This window comes from Streptomyces sp. NPDC093018 (assembly GCF_040684035.1).
In the GTDB taxonomy this organism is placed as follows: domain Bacteria; phylum Actinomycetota; class Actinomycetes; order Streptomycetales; family Streptomycetaceae; genus Streptomyces; species Streptomyces murinus.
Window position 1 is genome coordinate 67,456 of record NZ_JBFBFF010000012.1, and the last position, 17,398, is coordinate 84,853.

17 protein-coding genes are annotated in these 17,398 nt (G+C 71.6%); 11 read left to right on the plus strand and 6 right to left on the minus strand.

Features of this window, described 5'->3' with window-relative positions; all coding sequences use genetic code 11:
- Positions 1-81 precede the first annotated feature (81 nt).
- The 8 genes from tkt to AB0N90_RS25130 all read left to right on the plus strand — a co-directional run bounded on the left by tkt (position 82) and on the right by AB0N90_RS25130 (position 9,790).
- Complete coding sequence (gene tkt / locus AB0N90_RS25095) at positions 82-2,157, plus strand: transketolase (protein ID WP_365200150.1); 2,076 nt, start codon at positions 82-84, stop codon at positions 2,155-2,157.
- A 19-nt stretch (positions 2,158-2,176) separates the two neighbouring features.
- The gene (tal, locus tag AB0N90_RS25100; protein ID WP_085567561.1) at positions 2,177-3,322 is read left to right on the plus strand and encodes a transaldolase; all 1,146 of its coding nucleotides are present in this window, start codon (positions 2,177-2,179) and stop codon (positions 3,320-3,322) included.
- Entirely contained in the window at positions 3,319-4,905 is a 1,587-nt protein-coding gene (zwf, locus tag AB0N90_RS25105) for a glucose-6-phosphate dehydrogenase (RefSeq protein ID WP_365200153.1), read from the plus strand. Before tal ends, zwf begins: the two co-directional genes overlap by 4 nt.
- Positions 4,902-5,828 (plus strand): glucose-6-phosphate dehydrogenase assembly protein OpcA, encoded by a 927-nt coding sequence (gene opcA / locus AB0N90_RS25110; protein ID WP_361675608.1) that lies wholly within the window; start codon positions 4,902-4,904, stop codon positions 5,826-5,828. The genes zwf and opcA overlap by 4 nt, the downstream gene beginning before the upstream one ends.
- Position 5,829: 1 nt before the next feature.
- Positions 5,830-7,488 (plus strand): glucose-6-phosphate isomerase, encoded by a 1,659-nt coding sequence (gene pgi / locus AB0N90_RS25115; RefSeq protein ID WP_365200156.1) that lies wholly within the window; start codon positions 5,830-5,832, stop codon positions 7,486-7,488.
- 2 nt (positions 7,489-7,490) lie between these two features.
- Positions 7,491-8,369 (plus strand): phosphogluconate dehydrogenase (NAD(+)-dependent, decarboxylating), encoded by an 879-nt coding sequence (gene gnd, locus AB0N90_RS25120; protein WP_136103119.1) that lies wholly within the window; start codon positions 7,491-7,493, stop codon positions 8,367-8,369.
- 2 nt (positions 8,370-8,371) lie between these two features.
- Positions 8,372-8,965 (plus strand): histidine phosphatase family protein, encoded by a 594-nt coding sequence (locus AB0N90_RS25125; RefSeq protein WP_365200159.1) that lies wholly within the window; start codon positions 8,372-8,374, stop codon positions 8,963-8,965.
- Positions 8,966-9,115: 150 nt separating this feature from the next.
- Complete coding sequence (locus tag AB0N90_RS25130; protein ID WP_365200160.1) at positions 9,116-9,790, plus strand: TetR/AcrR family transcriptional regulator; 675 nt, start codon at positions 9,116-9,118, stop codon at positions 9,788-9,790.
- Between the two features lie 33 nt (positions 9,791-9,823).
- Here the strand turns inward: AB0N90_RS25130 and AB0N90_RS25135 are convergent, their stop codons facing one another.
- A complete protein-coding gene (locus tag AB0N90_RS25135) occupies positions 9,824-10,420 on the minus strand; it encodes a helix-turn-helix domain-containing protein (protein ID WP_365200162.1) in 597 nt (198 codons plus the stop codon).
- On the opposite strand from AB0N90_RS25135, the gene AB0N90_RS25140 reads away from it, so the two are divergent.
- Positions 10,313-11,440, plus strand: a complete 1,128-nt coding sequence (locus tag AB0N90_RS25140) for an NAD(P)-dependent oxidoreductase (protein WP_365200165.1) — start codon at positions 10,313-10,315, stop codon at positions 11,438-11,440. The genes AB0N90_RS25135 and AB0N90_RS25140 overlap by 108 nt on opposite strands.
- A 14-nt stretch (positions 11,441-11,454) precedes the next feature.
- On the opposite strand, the gene AB0N90_RS25145 is transcribed toward AB0N90_RS25140, so the two are convergent.
- The 3 genes from AB0N90_RS25145 to AB0N90_RS25155 all read right to left on the minus strand — a co-directional run bounded on the left by AB0N90_RS25145 (position 11,455) and on the right by AB0N90_RS25155 (position 13,430).
- On the minus strand, positions 11,455-11,892 hold the full coding sequence (locus tag AB0N90_RS25145) for a PPOX class F420-dependent oxidoreductase (protein WP_361675590.1): 438 nt from the start codon (positions 11,890-11,892) through the stop codon (positions 11,455-11,457).
- Positions 11,893-12,068: 176 nt separating this feature from the next.
- Positions 12,069-12,779, minus strand: a complete 711-nt coding sequence (locus tag AB0N90_RS25150; RefSeq protein WP_361675587.1) for a YcnI family protein — start codon at positions 12,777-12,779, stop codon at positions 12,069-12,071.
- Positions 12,780-12,824: 45 nt separating this feature from the next.
- Entirely contained in the window at positions 12,825-13,430 is a 606-nt protein-coding gene (locus tag AB0N90_RS25155) for a hypothetical protein (RefSeq protein ID WP_365200168.1), read from the minus strand.
- 348 nt (positions 13,431-13,778) lie between these two features.
- Between AB0N90_RS25155 and AB0N90_RS25160 the strand changes: the two genes are divergently transcribed.
- Together AB0N90_RS25160 and AB0N90_RS25165 are read left to right on the plus strand one after the other, a co-directional pair.
- The gene (locus AB0N90_RS25160; protein ID WP_365200170.1) at positions 13,779-14,462 is read left to right on the plus strand and encodes a hypothetical protein; all 684 of its coding nucleotides are present in this window, start codon (positions 13,779-13,781) and stop codon (positions 14,460-14,462) included.
- Positions 14,463-14,485: 23 nt separating this feature from the next.
- On the plus strand, positions 14,486-14,857 hold the full coding sequence (locus AB0N90_RS25165; protein WP_365200172.1) for a hypothetical protein: 372 nt from the start codon (positions 14,486-14,488) through the stop codon (positions 14,855-14,857).
- Positions 14,858-15,159: 302 nt separating this feature from the next.
- Here AB0N90_RS25165 and AB0N90_RS25170 read toward each other — a convergent pair whose 3' ends face one another.
- Together AB0N90_RS25170 and AB0N90_RS25175 are read right to left on the minus strand one after the other, a co-directional pair.
- The gene (locus AB0N90_RS25170) at positions 15,160-16,560 is read right to left on the minus strand and encodes a GH1 family beta-glucosidase (protein WP_365200175.1); all 1,401 of its coding nucleotides are present in this window, start codon (positions 16,558-16,560) and stop codon (positions 15,160-15,162) included.
- A complete protein-coding gene (locus AB0N90_RS25175) occupies positions 16,557-17,396 on the minus strand; it encodes a carbohydrate ABC transporter permease (RefSeq protein WP_361675998.1) in 840 nt (279 codons plus the stop codon). Before AB0N90_RS25175 ends, AB0N90_RS25170 begins: the two co-directional genes overlap by 4 nt.
- Positions 17,397-17,398: the final 2 nt, after the last annotated feature.

Below are 17,398 nucleotides of genomic sequence, written 5' to 3' on the forward strand. Positions count from 1 at the left end.
GCCCTTCCGTTGAAAAAGTCAGACTTTTAAGTTTGAACGCGTCCGGCCAGCCCTTCCGTACTGAACGAGGACTTCTTGAAGATGAGCACGCAGACTTCCGGTGGCTTCGAGTGGACCGATCTCGACCGGCGGGCCGTGGACACCGCCCGCCTGCTGGCGGCCGACGCGGTACAGAAGGTGGGCAACGGCCACCCGGGCACCGCGATGAGCCTGGCGCCTGCCGCGTACACGATCTTTCAGAAGGTGATGCGTCACGACCCGGCGGACCCGGAGTGGACCGGCCGTGACCGGTTCGTCCTCTCCCCCGGCCACACCTCGCTCACCCTGTACATCCAGCTGTTCCTGGCCGGGTACGAGCTGGAGCTGGACGATCTGAAGGCGTTCCGCACCCAGGGCTCCCGGACCCCGGGCCACCCCGAGTACGGGCACACCGCGGGCGTGGAGACCACCACCGGACCGCTCGGCCAGGGCGCCGCCAACGCGGTGGGCATGGCGATGGCCGCCCGCTACGAGCGCGGCCTGTTCGACCCTCAGGCCCCCGCGGGCACTTCCCCCTTCGATCACACCGTCTGGGCGATCGTCTCCGACGGCGACCTGGAGGAGGGTGTCTGTGCCGAGGCGTCCTCGCTCGCCGGTCACCAGAAGCTCGGCAACCTGGTCTTCCTCTACGACGACAACCACATCTCCATCGAGGGCGACACCGCGACCGCCTTCTCCGAGGACGTCCTGAAGCGGTACGAGGCCTATGGCTGGCACACCCAGCGCATCGCGCCCACCGCCGACGGCGATGTGGACGTACCCGCCCTGTACGCGGCCCTCCAGGCGGCGCGGAACGAGACCGGGCGGCCCTCGATCATCGCGATGCGCACGATCATCGCCTGGCCCGCACCGAACGCCCGCGACACCGAGGCCTCCCACGGCTCGGCGCTCGGCGCGGCGGAGATCGCGGCCACCAAGCGGCTCCTCGGCTTCGATGCGGAGCAGTCCTTCCAGGTCGAGGACGCGGTCCTGAAGCACGCCCGGCGGGCCCTGGACCGGGGCGCCGAGGCGCACGCGGCCTGGGACAAGCGGATCGCCGAGTGGCGGGGCGCCGAGCCGGAGCGCGCCGCCCTGTTCGACCGGATCAGCCGGGGCGAGCTGCCCGCGGGCTGGGAGGACACCCTGCCGGTGTTCGAGGAGGGCGGGTCGGTCGCCACCCGCGCCGCCTCCGGCAAGGTGCTCCAGTCGCTGGGCCCGGTGCTGCCGGAGCTGTGGGGCGGCTCCGCCGACCTCGCCGGCTCGAACAACACCGACATCGACAAGTCCAGCTCATTTCTCCCCGAGGGCAACCCGCTGCCGACGGCCCACCCCTATGGTCGTACCGTGCACTTCGGCATCCGCGAGTTCTCCATGGCGGCGGAGATGAACGGCATCGCCCTGCACGGCAACACCCGCATCTACGGCGGCACCTTCCTGGTGTTCTCCGACTACATGCGCAACGCGGTGCGGATGTCCGCGCTGATGCAGCTGCCGGTGACGTACATCTGGACGCACGACTCCATCGGCCTCGGCGAGGACGGCCCGACCCATCAGCCGGTCGAGCACCTGGCCTCGCTGCGGGCCGTCCCGGGTCTGAACGTCGTCCGCCCGGCGGACGCCAACGAGACCGTGATCGCCTGGGCCGAGATCCTGAAGAGGCACGCCACCAGCCCTGCCCCGCACGGGCTCGCGCTCACCCGCCAGGGCGTGCCGGTGTACGCGCCGAACGAGGACGCGGCCAAGGGCGGCTATGTGCTGCGCGAGTCCTCGACGGAGGTCCCGGAGGTGATCATCATCGCGACGGGCTCCGAGGTGCAGCTCGCCGTGGCCGCGCGGGAGCTGCTGGAGGCCGAGGGCACCGGCACCCGGGTGGTCTCGATGCCGTCCGTGGAGTGGTTCGAGGAGCAGCCGCGCGCATGGCGCGAGCGGGTGCTGCCGCCGGCCGTGCGGGCCCGGGTGGCGGTGGAGGCCGGCATCGGGCTGACCTGGTACCGCTATGTGGGCGACGCGGGCCGGATCGTCTCCCTGGAGCACTTCGGTGCCTCCGCCGCCGCGGGAACCCTGTTCACCGAGTTCGGCTTCACCCCCGAGAACGTCGCCGCGACGGCCCGCGAGTCGCTCGCCGCCGCGCGCGCCTGACACCGACACACAAAGAAAGATGATCACTGTGACCGAAGCAATCGCTACCCCGGGAGCCCTCAAGCGCCTTGCCGACGAGGGTGTGTCCATCTGGCTGGACGACCTGTCGCGGGGGCGGATCACCTCGGGCAGCCTCGCCGACCTGGTGGCGAGCGGCAGCGCCGTCGGTGTCACCACCAACCCGTCGATCTTCCAGGCGGCCATAGGCTCCGGCGAGGGTTACGAGGAGCAGCTCACCGATCTGGCCGTACGCGGGGTGACGGTCGACGAGGCCGTGCGGATGATGACCACCGCCGACGTCCGCGACGCCGCCGACGTCCTGGACTCCGTGTACCGGGCGACGAACGGCCGCGACGGCCGGGTCTCCATCGAGGTCGACCCCCGTCTGGCGCATCGCACCGCGGCCACCGTCGCCGAGGCCAAGCAGCTGTTCTGGCTGGTCGACCGCCCCAACGTGATGATCAAGATCCCGGCGACCAAGGCGGGCCTGCCGGCCATCACCGAGGTCGTGGGGCTCGGCATCAGCGTCAATGTGACCCTGATCTTCTCCCTGGAGCGCTACCGCGAGGTCATGGCCGCCTACCTGGCCGGTCTGGAGAAGGCCCGCGAGCGCGGCATCGACCTCTCCACCATCCACTCGGTGGCGTCGTTCTTCGTCTCCCGCGTCGACTCCGAGATCGACAAGCGGCTGACCGCGCTGGGCACCGACGACGCCCTCGCGCTCAAGGGCCGCGCGGCCCTCGCCAACGCGCGACTGGCCTACGAGGCGTACGAGGAGGTCTTCGCGTCGGACCGCTGGCTGGCGCTCGCCGGTGACAAGGCGAACAAGCAGCGTCCGCTGTGGGCGTCCACCGGTGTGAAGGATCCCGCGTACAAGGACACCCTGTATGTGGACGACCTCGTCGCGCCGGGCACGGTCAACACCATGCCGGAGGCCACCTTGAACGCCGTCGCCGACCACGGCGAGATCACCGGCGACACGGTGACCGGCGGCTATGCGCAGGCCCGTGCCGACCTCGGCGCGATCGAGCGGCTCGGCATCTCCTACGACGAGGTCGTCCAGCAGCTGGAGGACGAGGGCGTCGCCAAGTTCGAGACGGCCTGGCAGGACCTGCTGGACGCGGTGGCGAAGTCCCTGGAGAGCAAGGGAGTTGACGCGCGATGACCGAAAAAGCGAGCCCTGCCCCGGCGCCTGAGGAGGTGCGGGTGCCCCTCGTGCCGGCCGCCGACTGGGTGAACCCGCTGCGGGACACCCGGGACCGCCGCCTCCCGCGCATCGCGGGCCCCTCCGGCCTGGTCATCTTCGGGGTGACCGGTGACCTGTCCCGCAAGAAGCTGATGCCGGCCGTGTACGACCTGGCCAACCGCGGTCTGCTGCCGCCGGGCTTCTCCCTGGTGGGCTTCGCCCGCCGCGAGTGGGAGGACCAGGACTTCGCGCAGGTCGTCCACGACTCGGTGCGCGAGCACTCGCGCACCCCGTTCCGCGAGGAGGTGTGGCAGCAGCTCGCCGAGGGCATGCGCTTCATCCCCGGCGACTTCGACGACGACACCGCGTTCAAGCAGCTCAAGGACGCCGTGGAGGAGCTGGACGCCTCCCGCGGCACCGGCGGCAACTTCGCGTTCTATCTCTCGGTGCCGCCGAAGTTCTTCCCCAAGGTCGTGCAGCAGCTGAAGAAGCACGGCCTGGCGAGCCCGCCCGAGGGCTCCTGGCGGCGCGCGGTCATCGAGAAGCCGTTCGGCCACGACCTGACCAGCGCCCGTGAGCTGAACGCGCTGGTGCACGACGTGTTCGAGCCGGACCAGGTGTTCCGCATCGACCACTACCTGGGCAAGGAGACGGTCCAGAACATCCTGGCGCTGCGCTTCGCCAACCAGATGTACGAGCCGATCTGGAACCGCAGTTACGTCGACCACGTCCAGATCACGATGGCCGAGGACATCGGCATCGGCGGCCGGGCCGGCTACTACGACGGCATCGGCGCCGCTCGTGACGTCATCCAGAACCATCTGCTCCAGCTGATGGCGCTCACCGCCATGGAGGAGCCCATCGCGTTCGACGCGGAGGCGCTGCTCACCGAGAAGCTGAAGGTGCTCAAGTCGGTGCGGCTCCCGGACGACCTGGGCGAGCACACCGTGCGGGCGCAGTACGCGGGCGGCTGGCAGGGCGGCGAGAAGGTCGTCGGCTACCTCGAAGAGGACGGCATCGACGCGACGTCGAAGACCGACACCTTCGCCGCGATCAAGATCGGCATCGACAACCGCCGCTGGGCGGGCGTCCCGTTCTATCTGCGCACCGGCAAGCGGCTCGGGCGCCGGGTGACGGAGATCGCGGTGGTCTTCAAGCGGGCCCCGCACTCCCCGTTCGACTCCACCGCCACCGAGGAGCTGGGCCAGAACGCCATCGTGATCCGCGTCCAGCCGGACGAGGGCATGACGGTCCGCTTCGGTTCCAAGGTGCCGGGTACCTCGATGGAGATCCGGGACGTCTCCATGGACTTCGCCTACGGCGAGTCGTTCACGGAGTCCAGCCCGGAGGCGTACGAGCGGCTCATCCTGGACGTGCTCCTGGGCGACGCCAACCTGTTCCCGCGTCACCAGGAAGTGGAAGAGTCCTGGAAGATCCTCGACCCGATCGAGCAGTACTGGGCGGCGCACGGCCGTCCGGCACAGTACGCGTCGGGCAGCTGGGGACCGCGGGAAGCCGACGAGATGCTCGCACGAGACGGACGGAGCTGGCGCAGGCCATGAAGATCGACCTGACCGACACCACGGCAAGCAAGATCAACAAGGCGCTGGTGCAGGGCCGCCGAGCGATCGGCACCCCGGCCGTGGGCATGGTCCTGACGATGGTCATCGTCACGGACGAGGAGAACGCCTACGACTCGATGCGGGCCGCCGAGGAGGCCTCGCACGAACACCCCTCGCGCACCCTGGTCGTCATCAAGCGGCACGCCCGCACCCTGCGCGACCGCACCCACTCGCGCCTCGACGCCGAGGTCCGGGTCGGCTCGGAGGCCGGGACCGGCGAGACGGTGGTGCTGCGCACCTACGGCGAGGTCTCCGACCACGCCGACTCGGTGGTGCTGCCGCTGCTGCTGCCGGACGCCCCGGTCGTGGTGTGGTGGCCGGTGGACGCGCCCGACACGCCGTCCAAGGACCCGCTCGGCGCGCTCGCGCAGCGCCGGATCACCGATCTGTACGCGGTGGAGCGGCCGATGGAGGTCCTGCAGGCCCGCGCCCGCACCTACGCGCCCGGCGACACCGACCTGGCCTGGACCCGGCTGACGCTGTGGCGCTCGATGCTGGCCGCCGCGCTCGACCAGGCGCGGGCGAAGGTGACGTCGGCGGCCGTGGAGGCCGAGGCGGACAACCCCAGCGCCGAGCTGCTGGCCCGCTGGCTGGAGGCACGGCTGGGGGTGAGCGTGGACCGCGTGGTCACCGAGGGTCCGGTGGTCACCGCCGTACGGCTGGGCACCCGCGACGGCGAGATCGTCGTGGACCGCCCCGAGGGCCCGCTCGCGACGCTCACCCTGCCGGGTCAGCCGCCGCGCACCCTCGCCCTGAAGGTCCGCCCCACCTCCGAACTCATCGCCGAGGAGCTGCGCCGCCTCGACGCCGACGAGATGTACGCCATCGCCCTGACCGGCGAGGCCGCCAAGGAGAACGCCTGAGATGGCCGACGCCCACTATCCCAACCTCATCCACCGGCCCGAGTGGACGGCGCTCGCCGACCACCGCGCCGAGGGGCCGCTGCATCTGCGCGAGCTGTTCGCGTCGGACCCGGGCCGCGCCGAGCGGTACGTGGTCCGGGTCGGTGATCTGCACATCGACTACAGCAAGCAGCTGATCACGGACGAGACCCTGGCCCTGCTCCAGGAACTCGCCACCGCCACCGATGTGTTCGGGCTGCGGGACGCCATGTTCCGCGGTGAGAAGATCAACATCACCGAGGACCGCGCGGTGCTGCACACGGCGCTGCGCGCGCCCCGGGACGCGGTGATCGAGGTCGACGGCGAGAACGTGGTGCCCCAGGTGCACGCCGTCCTCGACAAGATGAGCGACTTCGCGGAGCGGGTGCGCTCCGGCGCCTGGACCGGGCACACCGGCCGGCGGATCCGCAATGTCGTCAACATCGGCATCGGCGGCTCCGACCTCGGTCCCGCGATGGCGTACGAGGCGCTGCGCAGCTTCGCCGACCGCGATCTGACCGTTCGCTTCGTGTCGAACGTGGACGGCGCGGATCTGCACGAGGCCACCCGCGATCTGGACCCGGCCGAAACCCTGTTCATCGTCGCGTCCAAGACGTTCACGACGATCGAGACGATCACCAACGCGACGTCCGCGCGATCGTGGCTGCTCGAAGCGTTCGAGGGCGACGACAAGGCCGTGGCGAAGCACTTTGTGGCGCTTTCGACCAACTCGGCCAAGGTGACCGAGTTCGGTATCGACCCGGACAACATGTTCGAGTTCTGGGACTGGGTCGGCGGCCGCTACTCGTACGACTCCGCGATCGGCCTCTCCCTGATGATCGCCATCGGCCCGGACCGGTTCCGCGAGATGCTGGACGGCTTCCACCTGGTCGACGAGCACTTCCGCACCGCGCCCGCCGAGGCCAACGCCCCGCTGCTGCTGGGCCTGCTGGGCATCTGGTACGGCAACTTCCACGACGCCCAGTCGCACGCCGTACTGCCGTACAGCCACTATCTGTCCAAGTTCACCGCCTACCTCCAGCAGCTCGACATGGAGTCCAACGGCAAGTCGGTGGACCGGCACGGGCGCCGGGTGGAGTGGCAGACGGGTCCCGTGGTGTGGGGCACGCCCGGCACCAACGGGCAGCACGCCTACTACCAGTTGATCCACCAGGGCACCGAGCTGATCCCCGCCGACTTCATCGGCTTCGCCCGCCCGGTCGGCGAGCTGAGCGGTGAACTCGCGGCGCAGCACGATCTGTTGATGGCCAACTTCTTCGCCCAGACCCAGGCGCTCGCCTTCGGCAAGAGCGCCGAGGAGGTCCGCGCGGAGGGCGTGCCCGAGGAGCAGGTGGCGCACCGCACCTTCCACGGCGACCACCCGACCACGACGATCCTGGCCGCCGAGCTGACCCCGTCCGTACTGGGCCAGCTGATCGCGCTGTACGAGCACAAGGTGTTCGTCCAGGGCGCGGTGTGGGACATCGACTCCTTCGACCAGTGGGGCGTGGAGCTCGGCAAGGTCCTCGCCAAGCGCGTCGAAGCCGCCCTCACGAAGGGCGCGGACGTCCCCGGCCTCGACCCCTCCACCACGGCCCTCGTCGCCGCCTACCGCACTCTCAAGAACGCATCGGAGAACTGATCATGCAGCTCGGTCTCATCGGCCTCGGCAAGATGGGCGGCAATATGCGCGAGCGCATCCGCCGCGCCGGCCACACCGTCATCGGCTACGACCGCAACCCTGAGGTCTCCGACGTCAAGAGCCTCGCCGAACTGGTCGAGAAGCTGGACGCGCCCCGCCAGGTGTGGGTGATGGTCCCGGCCGGCACGGCCACCCAGACCGTCGTGGACGAGCTGGGCGACCTGCTGGAGCCCGGCGACACGGTGATCGACGGCGGCAACTCCCGCTGGACGGACGACGAGAAGCACGCCGCGGCGCTCGCCATCAAGGGCATCGGCTTCGTGGACGCGGGCGTCTCCGGCGGGGTGTGGGGCCTGCAGAACGGCTACGCACTCATGGTCGGCGGCGAGAAGGAGAACGTGGAGCGGCTCCAGCCGATCTTCGACGCGCTCAAGCCGGAGGGCCCGTACGGCTATGTGCACGCGGGCCGGGTCGGCGCCGGGCACTTCTCCAAGATGGTCCACAACGGCATCGAGTACGCCATGATGCAGGCGTACGCCGAGGGCTGGGAGCTGCTGGAGAAGGTGCACTCCGTGGAGAACGTCCGCGAGGTGTTCCGCTCCTGGCAGGAGGGCACGGTCATCCGCTCCTGGCTGCTCGACCTCGCGGTCAACGCGCTGGACGACGACGAGCACCTGGAGAAGCTGCGCGGCTTCGCGGAGGACTCCGGTGAGGGCCGCTGGACCGTCGAGGCGGCCATCGACAACGCGGTGCCGCTCCCGGCGATCACCGCCTCGCTGTTCGCCCGGTTCGCCTCCCGGCAGGACGACTCGCCGCAGATGAAGATGATCGCGGCGCTGCGCAACCAGTTCGGCGGCCACGCGGTCGAGAAGAAGGGCTGACCGTGGCGGACCTTCTGCTGGTCCGCCACGGGGAGACGGAGTGGAGCAGGTCGGGGCAGCACACCAGCTACACCGACCTGCCCCTGACCGACCGCGGCGAGGAACAGGCCAAGTCCCTCGCCCCGCTCCTGTCCGGCCGGACCCACGCCCTCGTGCTCAGCAGCCCGCTCGGCCGCGCCCTGCGCACCGCCGCGCTCGCGGGCCTGACCGGGGTCGAGCCCGAACCCGCGCTGCACGAATGGGACTACGGCGGCTACGAGGGCATCACCACCGCCGAGATCCATCGCACCCGCCCCGACTGGGACCTGTGGTCCGACGGGGTGGCGCCGGGGCCCGAGGGGCATCCGGGCGAGACACCGGCCGAGGTCGGCGCCCGCGCCGACCGGGTGCTGGACCGGGTGGCCGGGGCGCTCGCCGCGGACGGCCCCGATGTGGTGCTCGTCGCCCACGGCCACTTCCTGCGGGTCCTGACGGCCCGTCGGCTGGGCCTCGGGCCCGCGCAGGGCCGGCTGTTCCAGCTGGCCACCGGCACCGTCAGCCGGCTGTCCACCGAGCACGGGTACCCGGTGATCGCCGAGTGGAACCGGCGGCCGTAGCGGTCGGCGACCGCGGCTTTTCCGGTCCGTGGCCCGGGGCACCTCGTGTGCTCCGGGCCACGGCGACCCCCGTACTGTCATGTTCGCGTCCTAGAATCGACGGCACCGAGCGCGCCACCGAGGCGGCCCGAGGCCCGAAGGAACCACCCGATGACCAGCGTCGATGAGCCGATACGACCCGACGGGCGGGTGCGCGACGCCGCCCGCACCAAGGCCGAGATCCTCGACATGGCCACCCGGGAGTTCGCGCGGGCCGGCTACGAGGGCGCCCGCGTCGAGGAGATAGCCGCCCGCACCCGCACCACCAAGCGGATGATCTACTACTACTTCGGCGGCAAGGAGCAGTTGTTCACGGCCGTCCTCGAACGGGCCTACGGCGCGCTGCGCGAGGCCGAGCGGCGCCTGGACGTCGCCCACCTGGACCCGGTCGCGGCGATGCGGCGGCTGGCCGGGCTGATCTTCGACCATCATGAGCGACACCCCGACTACATCCGCCTGCTGAGCATCGAGAACCTCCAGTGCGCCGAGGACTCCGCGCCCTCGGGGCGGCTCGACGCGATCGGTTCCCCGGCGCTGGACGTGCTGCGCGAGATCCTCGCCGCCGGGCGGGAGTCGGGGGTGTTCAGGGCGGACGTGGACGCGGTCGACCTGCACGCGGTGATCAGCTCGTTCTGCTTCTTTCGCGCCGTCAACCGGCGGGCGTTCGGCGCCCTGTTCGGCCGCGACCTGGTGGACCCGGACCGGCGGGAGCACTACCGGATGATGCTCGGGGACATGGTGATCGCGTACCTGACGACGGAGGGTGCGGGCGCGCCCGTTCACTGACGCGCGCCCGCTCACCGACGCGCGGCCGGGAACTCACGCGGGCCGGGTCACCGCCGCGTCGAGCAGCGGGCCCAGTTCGCGCACCACCGTCGTCAGGGGCCGTACGTCCCGCTCGGCCCGTGCCAGCAGGATCGCGCCCTCCAGGGCGCTGATCATCAGCGTGGCCAGGTCCGCGGACCGGGCGGTGGGCACGCCCATGGCGGTGAGGGCCTCGGCGAGCGGGGTCCGCCAGGCGGTGAAGGCGGCGGCCACGGCGGCACGGGTGATGTCGTCGGAGGCGGCGCGGTCGACAGCGGCGGCGGCGACCGGGCAGCCCGCGCCGAAGCCGTCCCGGTCGTACTCCTCGGTCCACTGCGCGGCCATCGCCGCGAACAGCGCGCTCGGCGTCGGCTCGGCCACCTGCTCGACGAAGCGCCCGATGCGCTTGCCCGCGTACCGTCCGGCCCAGGCGACGGCCTCGCCGACCAGCTGTTCCTTGCCGCCCGGGAAGTAGTGCTGGAGGGAGCCGCGCGGGGCGCCGGCGTGTGCGGCGACCTCGCGCATGCCGGTCGCGTTCACCCCGTCGCGCCGGATGAGCTGGGCCGCGCTGAACACCATCCGCTCGCGCGGGCCGCGCTGCCGCTCGCGCATGTCCTCGCCTCCGTCTCTCACTCCGGAACAAACCCGGGGACACCCCAGGGGACAACCCAGGGGCAAGCCTATGACCGCCGTCATAACGTTCGCTACTATGACCGCTGTCATAATCGGCCCGTGGAGCGAAGGGCGGCCCCCGTGCGCGTCGGATTCATCGGTCTCGGAGTGATGGGCGGGCCCATGGCCCTGCGCCTGGCGGCGGCCGGCACCCCATTGGTGGTCTGGAATCGCACCCCGCACCGCGCCGAGCCGCTGCGCGCGGCCGGTGCCGAGGTCGCGGGGGACGCCGCCGAGGTGTTCGCGCGGGCCGAGGTGGTGCTGCTGATGCTCGCCGACGAGCCGGCCGTCGACACGGTCCTCGGCCGCGGCACCCCGGAGCTGGCCGCGCGGGTCGCGGGACGGACCGTCGTCCACATGGGCACGACCTCGCCCGAGTACTCCGCCGCGCTGGAGACGGACGTCCGCGCCGCCGGCGGCCGCTATGTCGAGGCGCCGGTGTCCGGGTCCCGAGTGCCCGCGGAACAGGGGCGGTTGGTGGCCATGCTCGCGGGTGAGACGGCCGCGGTGGAGACGGTACGGCCGCTGCTCGCGCCGATGTGCCGGGAGACCTTCGGGTGCGGTGCGGCGCCGGGCGCGCTGCTGATGAAGCTCTCGGTCAACCTGTTCCTGATCACCCTGGTGACCGGGCTGACCGAGGCCTTCCACTTCGCCGAACGGCAGGGCCTGGACCCCCGGCTGTTCCTGGACGTCCTCGACGCGGGCCCGATGGCCAGCCCGGTCTCCCGGATGAAGGCGCCCAAGCTGCGCGACCGGGACTTCGCGGTGCAGGCCGCCGCGCTGGACGTCCTGAAGAACAACCGCCTCGTCGCCGAGGCCGCCCGCAAGGCCGGTCTGGCGTCCCCGCTGCTCGACGCCTGCCACGCCCTCTTCGAGGAGACGGTGAGCCAGGGGCACGGCGCCGAGGACATGGTCGCCGTACTGCGGGCGATCGAGGCGCGGACGCAGAGCGCGGCCTAGGAGGGCTGTTTGGGTCAGCGCTTGGGGATGCCGTACACCCGTGCGACATGCAGCCGGACGACCAGTCGGCGGTCGCGGACCATCGCGGCGCGGTACTCGTCCCAGTCCGGATGCTCGCCGATGACCGCCCGGTAGAGCCGGATCAGCTCCGCCACGGTCTCGTCATGGGGGTCCTCGGCGACCGGGGACAGCTCGGCCATGCCCTCGGCGACGGTGTACGCCCACCGGTCGTCGCTGGTGACGTGGTACGAGGCGCGGGGGTCGCGGCGCAGATTGCGGGTCTTGGCGCGGTCGTCGGTGACGGAGATCCGGATGATCCGCTCGTCCGGGTCGTAGGCGTGGCTGACATTGGACAGCTGGGGGCGGCCGTCGCGGCGGAGGGTGACCAGCACGCCGCCGTGTCCTTCGGAGAGCAGCGGGAGGAGCGCGTCCTGCGTGGAGTCCTGAGTCATGAAGAGATCAACCGCGGGTGGTGGGGGCCGCATTCCCGGCGCGGGGGGGGGCGCCGGTCGGGGGCGCTCAGGGAGATATGCCCGAGCGGTGCTGGAGCGGATCAACATCCTCGACGCTTCGCGCTCCCGCGCGCCGGTGGGCCGCGCACGAGGTGCGGGCCCACCGGTGTCCCTCGCTACGACCGTGCCGAGGACCGGCCGCGCAGCAGGGCGAACGCGGCCGTGGCGAGGCCCAGGACGCCGATCACCAGACCGGCGACGCCGAGTTCGCGGGCGGTGGAGTCGCTCGCCTTGGCGGTGGTCGCGGCGGCCGTCTTGGCAGGGGCGGCGGCGGGTGAGGCGTCGTCCGCGGTGAGCTTCAGGGACGGGGCCGGGTTCTCCGGCTCGTCGTCGCCCGAGGCCGGCTGCTCGATCCAGCGGACGACCTTGCCGTCCGAGTAGGTCTGCAGCGTCTTGAACACCAACTGGTCGGTGTCCTCGGGGAGTTCACCGAAGGCGACGTTGAAGTCCTCGTACTGCCCCGGTTCGATCTTCCCCCCGGTGAAGGTGATCTCGGAGGCGGCCTCGGTGATGGTGCCGTCGTCGGTCTTGACCGGCGTCTTCAGCTTGGTGGTGGTCACCTTGGCGCTCCAGCCGTCCCCCGGGTGGACCAGGACGCCGAGGACGGGGTGGTCGGTGGGCAGGAAGACCTGGACCTTGCTGGTGTAGGCGTGGTCCTCCTCGTTGGGCACTCGGAAGGTCAGCACGCCGTCGGTGGCGCCCTTGGCGTAGCTCTCCGGGTGGACGGTGACATGCGCGGCGGCGGCACCGGCGGCCAGCAGGACCGAGGCGGCTGTGAGGGCGGTGACGGCGCCGGCGCGGCGCAGGGTGGTGCGTGATGCGGACATGGTGAGTCGATCTCCGTACGGTGACGAGTGACAAAGGCTCGGGGGTCAGAGCGGGTACGGGATCGGGGCGGGCGGTCCGCGCCGGGTGACCGCGTGCCGCAGCGGGGCCCGGCGGGGCGGGACGTCGGCGGACCGCTCGCGCGGGACCGGCTCGGCGGTGGCGGGCAGCGGGGCGGGCCGCCACCGGGTGCGGAGGGCGGGAACCAGCGCGGCGGTGCGCCGCAGCAGCGACCACAGCGCGGCCTCGCCCCGCCGCAGCCACCAGGAGGCGGCCAGGGCGGCGAGGAGGTGGGCGGCCGTGGCATGGGCCGTGGCGTGCGCGGCCGTGGCATGCGCGGCAGGTCCGACCATACCGGGCATGCCGGGCATAGGGGCGCCGGTGCGGGTCGTACCGGAGTCGCTGTGGGCCGCGTCGAAGCCCAGGTGCAGCCCCGCCTGGGTGAGCAGCATCGCCGCGCCGATGCCCGGCCCCGACCGCTCCCGCGCGCCCAGCGTCCAGCCGAGCGCGAAGACCGCGAGGAAACCGACCCCGTCGCAGCGGAGCGAGGGCGGCTGCCCCATGGCCAGCCCATGGCCCGCGGCGGCCAGCAGCACGCACACCGCGGCGAACACCGCGGCCCGCAGGCCCCTCACCGCCCAGGATGCGCTCACAGTCAGGGATCCTGCCACGGCCGGGTGATCCTCGCGCCACCGATGCCCGGTCCGGCTCCCGGCCGTCGAGCGGTGCTCGCCCGCCTGGGTCCGCCCGGCCGTCGCGGTGCGCCGGGGCGACGCGGCCGACGCTTCCCGTCGCGGGCGCCGCCCGCTGTTCGCTCGTCCAGGTGAACGCTCGCCCGTTCGGGCGTCGCGGTGGACGCTCCTGGAGAGCATCACGGCGTGGAGAGCCACCGGACCGAGGGGAGCGGCGTGGTGAACGGGGAACGTGGTGGGAGGACCCGAGGCGGCAGCGCCGGGGGAACGGCTCACGGCTCGACCGGCGGTGCGGGGCAGGGCAGGAGGATGCCGAGGGGCCCGGTCGCCGCGGCCGCGGTCGTGCTCGCCGCGGCCGTGCTCGTCGCCCCGGCCGCCCAGGCGGCTCCGGAGCGGTCCGGCGCCGGGGCGGCGGTGAGTGCCGCGGCTGTCGCGGACGCTGCAGGCCGGAGCTACACGGCGGCGACGGTCACCGGGAACGTACGCACGACGTTGCGCTTCACGTTCAAGGGTGGCCCGAAACTCTCCCGCACGGATCTGGACCGCATCGGCGCGCGGCTCGGACTCGGCAAGGGCAGCCTGCGTGCGGCGCCGGGCCGGACGGCCCGGACCGGCGCGGCCAAACGCCCTTCAGCGACGTTGCGTTGTGACAAGAACCCGAGCTGGAGCAACGCCAACGGTACCCTCGCGGCCCGGTTCAACTGTCACCACTCCACCATCAACTGGGGATTCAAGATCTCCGCCCGCGTGCAGTCCGTCATCACCGGCAACGTCCGTGAGTCCGGTGTCTCCTGGTGGCGGAACGGACGGCGGATGCCGAAGAACGCGGGTCATGTCGTGGGCAGGAGCTACCACTTCCACGGCACACTGAAGCCGGTCGAGCATGCCGATCACGTCCAGTTCCAGGACTACATGACCTTCCGTGTCGACATCGGCGGTCGCCCGGGCACGGGCTCGCTGACCTGGGCGGCGGACGTGACGGCGAAGAAGTAGGACCGACGGACGGGCGGTGGCTCATGGCACTCGACGTACGGACGGTACGCGGCTGGGCGGAGTCCCTTCTGCGCAGTCTGGAAGCGCCGGAAGGAGCCGTGCTCAAGGTCGGCACGGAAGGCACGGCCCCCGGTACCGGGGCCGGTGTGCACGTCACCCTCACCTACCCGGACGGCACCTCGGTCACGGTGGACCTGGACGACGCGCTGCCCGAACCCGAGGCGCTGCTCCTCTTGGCGGAGCAACTCCAGGACAGCGTCATCGAATCCACCGGCGGCCAACCGGTCCCCCGGTGCCCGGCCCCCGGCCACACCCACCCCGCGACGCCTCATGTCTCCAACGGGACCCTTGACTGGCACTGCCCGGTGAACGACGGCCGAGAGGTCCACCTGTGAACAGGGCCGGCGGCTGATCCGTCCCTGCGCCCCCCGAGCGGGTGGTGGCACGCCGCAAAAAGCACGGGCACGGCATCGCGGCGCTCTCCGACCTGCGGCGCTCTCGGGGGCGGGAGCGGGGCTGGTGGTCGCCGACGGACAGTTCGTCATCGCCGCCTCCGCCGGCGCCGCGGCAGCGCCTTCGGGAGGAGCGATCACCGGTGCCTTCGTCGCCGATACCGGGAGCCGGGCCGCGGCACGCCGGTTCGAGATGGCGGACCTGCCGGGGTCCTGTGCCACGGCCGCAGGACCCCCGGCCGGGCTCAGGCGGCGCTGCGGCCCCGTTCCCGGTGTGCGCGCACGATCTCCGCATACCGGTGCCCGCTGCCCTTGATGGTGCGGGCCTGGGTCCGGTAGTCGACGTGGACCAGGCCGAAGCGCTTGTCGTAGCCGTACGCCCATTCGAAGTTGTCCAGCAGGGACCAGGCGAAGTAGCCGGCCAGCGGGGCGCCCCGGCGGGCGGCGGAGGCGCAGGCGGCGAGGTGGGCCTCCAGATAGTCCTGGCGTTCGGGGTCGTGGACGGTGCCGTCGGGGCGGACCGTGTCGGGGAAGGCGGAGCCGTTCTCGGTGAGGTAGAGGGTGCGGGCGCCGTACTCCTCGGTGAGCCGGAGCAGCAGGGTCTCGATGCCGCCGGCGTCGATCTCCCAGTCCATGCCGGTGCGCGGGACGCCCTCGCGGCGGACGGTGCGGGCGTACGGCGCGGGGCCCTCGGGGTCGTCGACGACATGGGCCGGGAAGTAGTAGTTCAGGCCCAGCCAGTCCAGGGGTGCGGCGATTGTCTTCAAGTCGCCGTCCCGCAGCGGGAGTTCGACGCCGTATGTCTCGATCATGTCGGCCGGGAAGCCGCGGCCGTGCACGGGGTCGAGCCACCAGCGGTTGACATGGCCGTCGTGCCGGCGGGCGGCCGCGATGTCCTCGGGGCGGTCGGTGGCCGGGTGCACGGTGGAGAGGTTGTTGACGATGCCGATCCGGGCGTCCGGGACGGCGGCGCGGACGGCCTCGGTGGCGAGGCCGTGGCCGAGGAGCAGATGGCAGGAGGCGCGGACCGCGGCGGTCAGATCGGTTTGGCCGGGGGCCATCGTGCCCTCCAGGTGGCCGATCCAGGCCGAGCAGGACGGCTCGTTGAGCGTCGCCCAGAGCTTGACGCGGTCGCCGAGGCGCCGGGCCACGGCGTCGGCGTACGCGGCGAACGCGTGGGCGGTGTCCCGCTCCGGCCAGCCGCCGCGGTCCTGGAGCGTCTGCGGCAGGTCCCAGTGGTAGAGGGTGACGGACGGGGTGATGCCCGCCGCCAGCAGGTCGTCCACCAACGCGTCGTAGAAGGCGAGGCCCTTGGGGTTCACGGGGCCGGTGCCGCCGGGGACGACGCGCGGCCAGGCGGTGGAGAGCCGGTAGGCGTTGAGGCCGAGGCGGCGCATCAGGGCGATGTCCTCGCCCCTGCGGTGGTAGTGGTCGCAGGCGACGTCGCCGTGGTCGTCGCCCGCGATCTTCCCCGGGGTGTGCGCGAAGGTGTCCCAGATGGAGGGGGTCCGGCCGTCCTCGGCGACGGCTCCCTCGATCTGGTAGGCCGAGGTGGCCGTGCCCCACAGGAAGCCGTCCGGGAGTGCGGCGAGGTCGATGCGTTCGGACACGGAAGTCCCTTCGGAATACGGGGTGTTGCCGGTCATTTGACGGCCCCCGCCGTCAGTCCGGCCACGAGATAGCGCTGGAGCAGCAGGAATCCGGCCACCACGGGGACGCTGACGACCAGCGAGGCGGCCATGATCTGGTTCCAGTAGACGTCATTGAGGGTGGAGTAGCCCTGGAGGCCGACGGCGAGGGTGCGGGTGGTGTCGTTCGTCATCACCGACGCGAACAGCACCTCGCCCCACGCGGTCATGAACGCGTAGACGGCGACGGCGACGATGCCGGGGACAGCGGCCGGTACGACGATCCGGAACAGCGCGCCGAGCGGCCCGCAGCCGTCGACCAGCGCGGCCTCGTCCAGGTCGCGCGGCACCGAGTCGAGGTACCCGGTCAGCATCCAGATGGAGAACGGCAGGGAGAAGGTGAGGTAGGTGAGGATCAGACCGCCGCGGGAGCCGAACAGGGCGATGCCGGTGGCGTTGCCGATGTTGACGTAGAGGAGGAAGAGCGGGAGCAGGAAGAGGATGCCGGGGAACATCTGGGTGGACAGCACGGTGACCGTGAAGACGCGTTTGCCCCGGAAGTCGTAGCGGCTGACCGCGTAGGCGGCGAACACCGCGACGACGACGGACAGTACGGTCGCCGAGCCCGCCACGATCAGCGAGTTCACGAAGTAGCGGGCGAGCGGCACCGTGGACCACATGTCGATGTACGGGCGGATCGTCAGTCCGCTGGGCACCCAGCGGAACTTCCCGGAGACGTCCGCGAGCGGCTTCAGCGAGCTGGAGAGCATCACGTACACCGGGAGCAGCACGAAGCCGGTGAGCAGGGTGAGGAAGACCCGCCGGGCCCAGCGGAACGAACGCGGCGGTGCCAGCG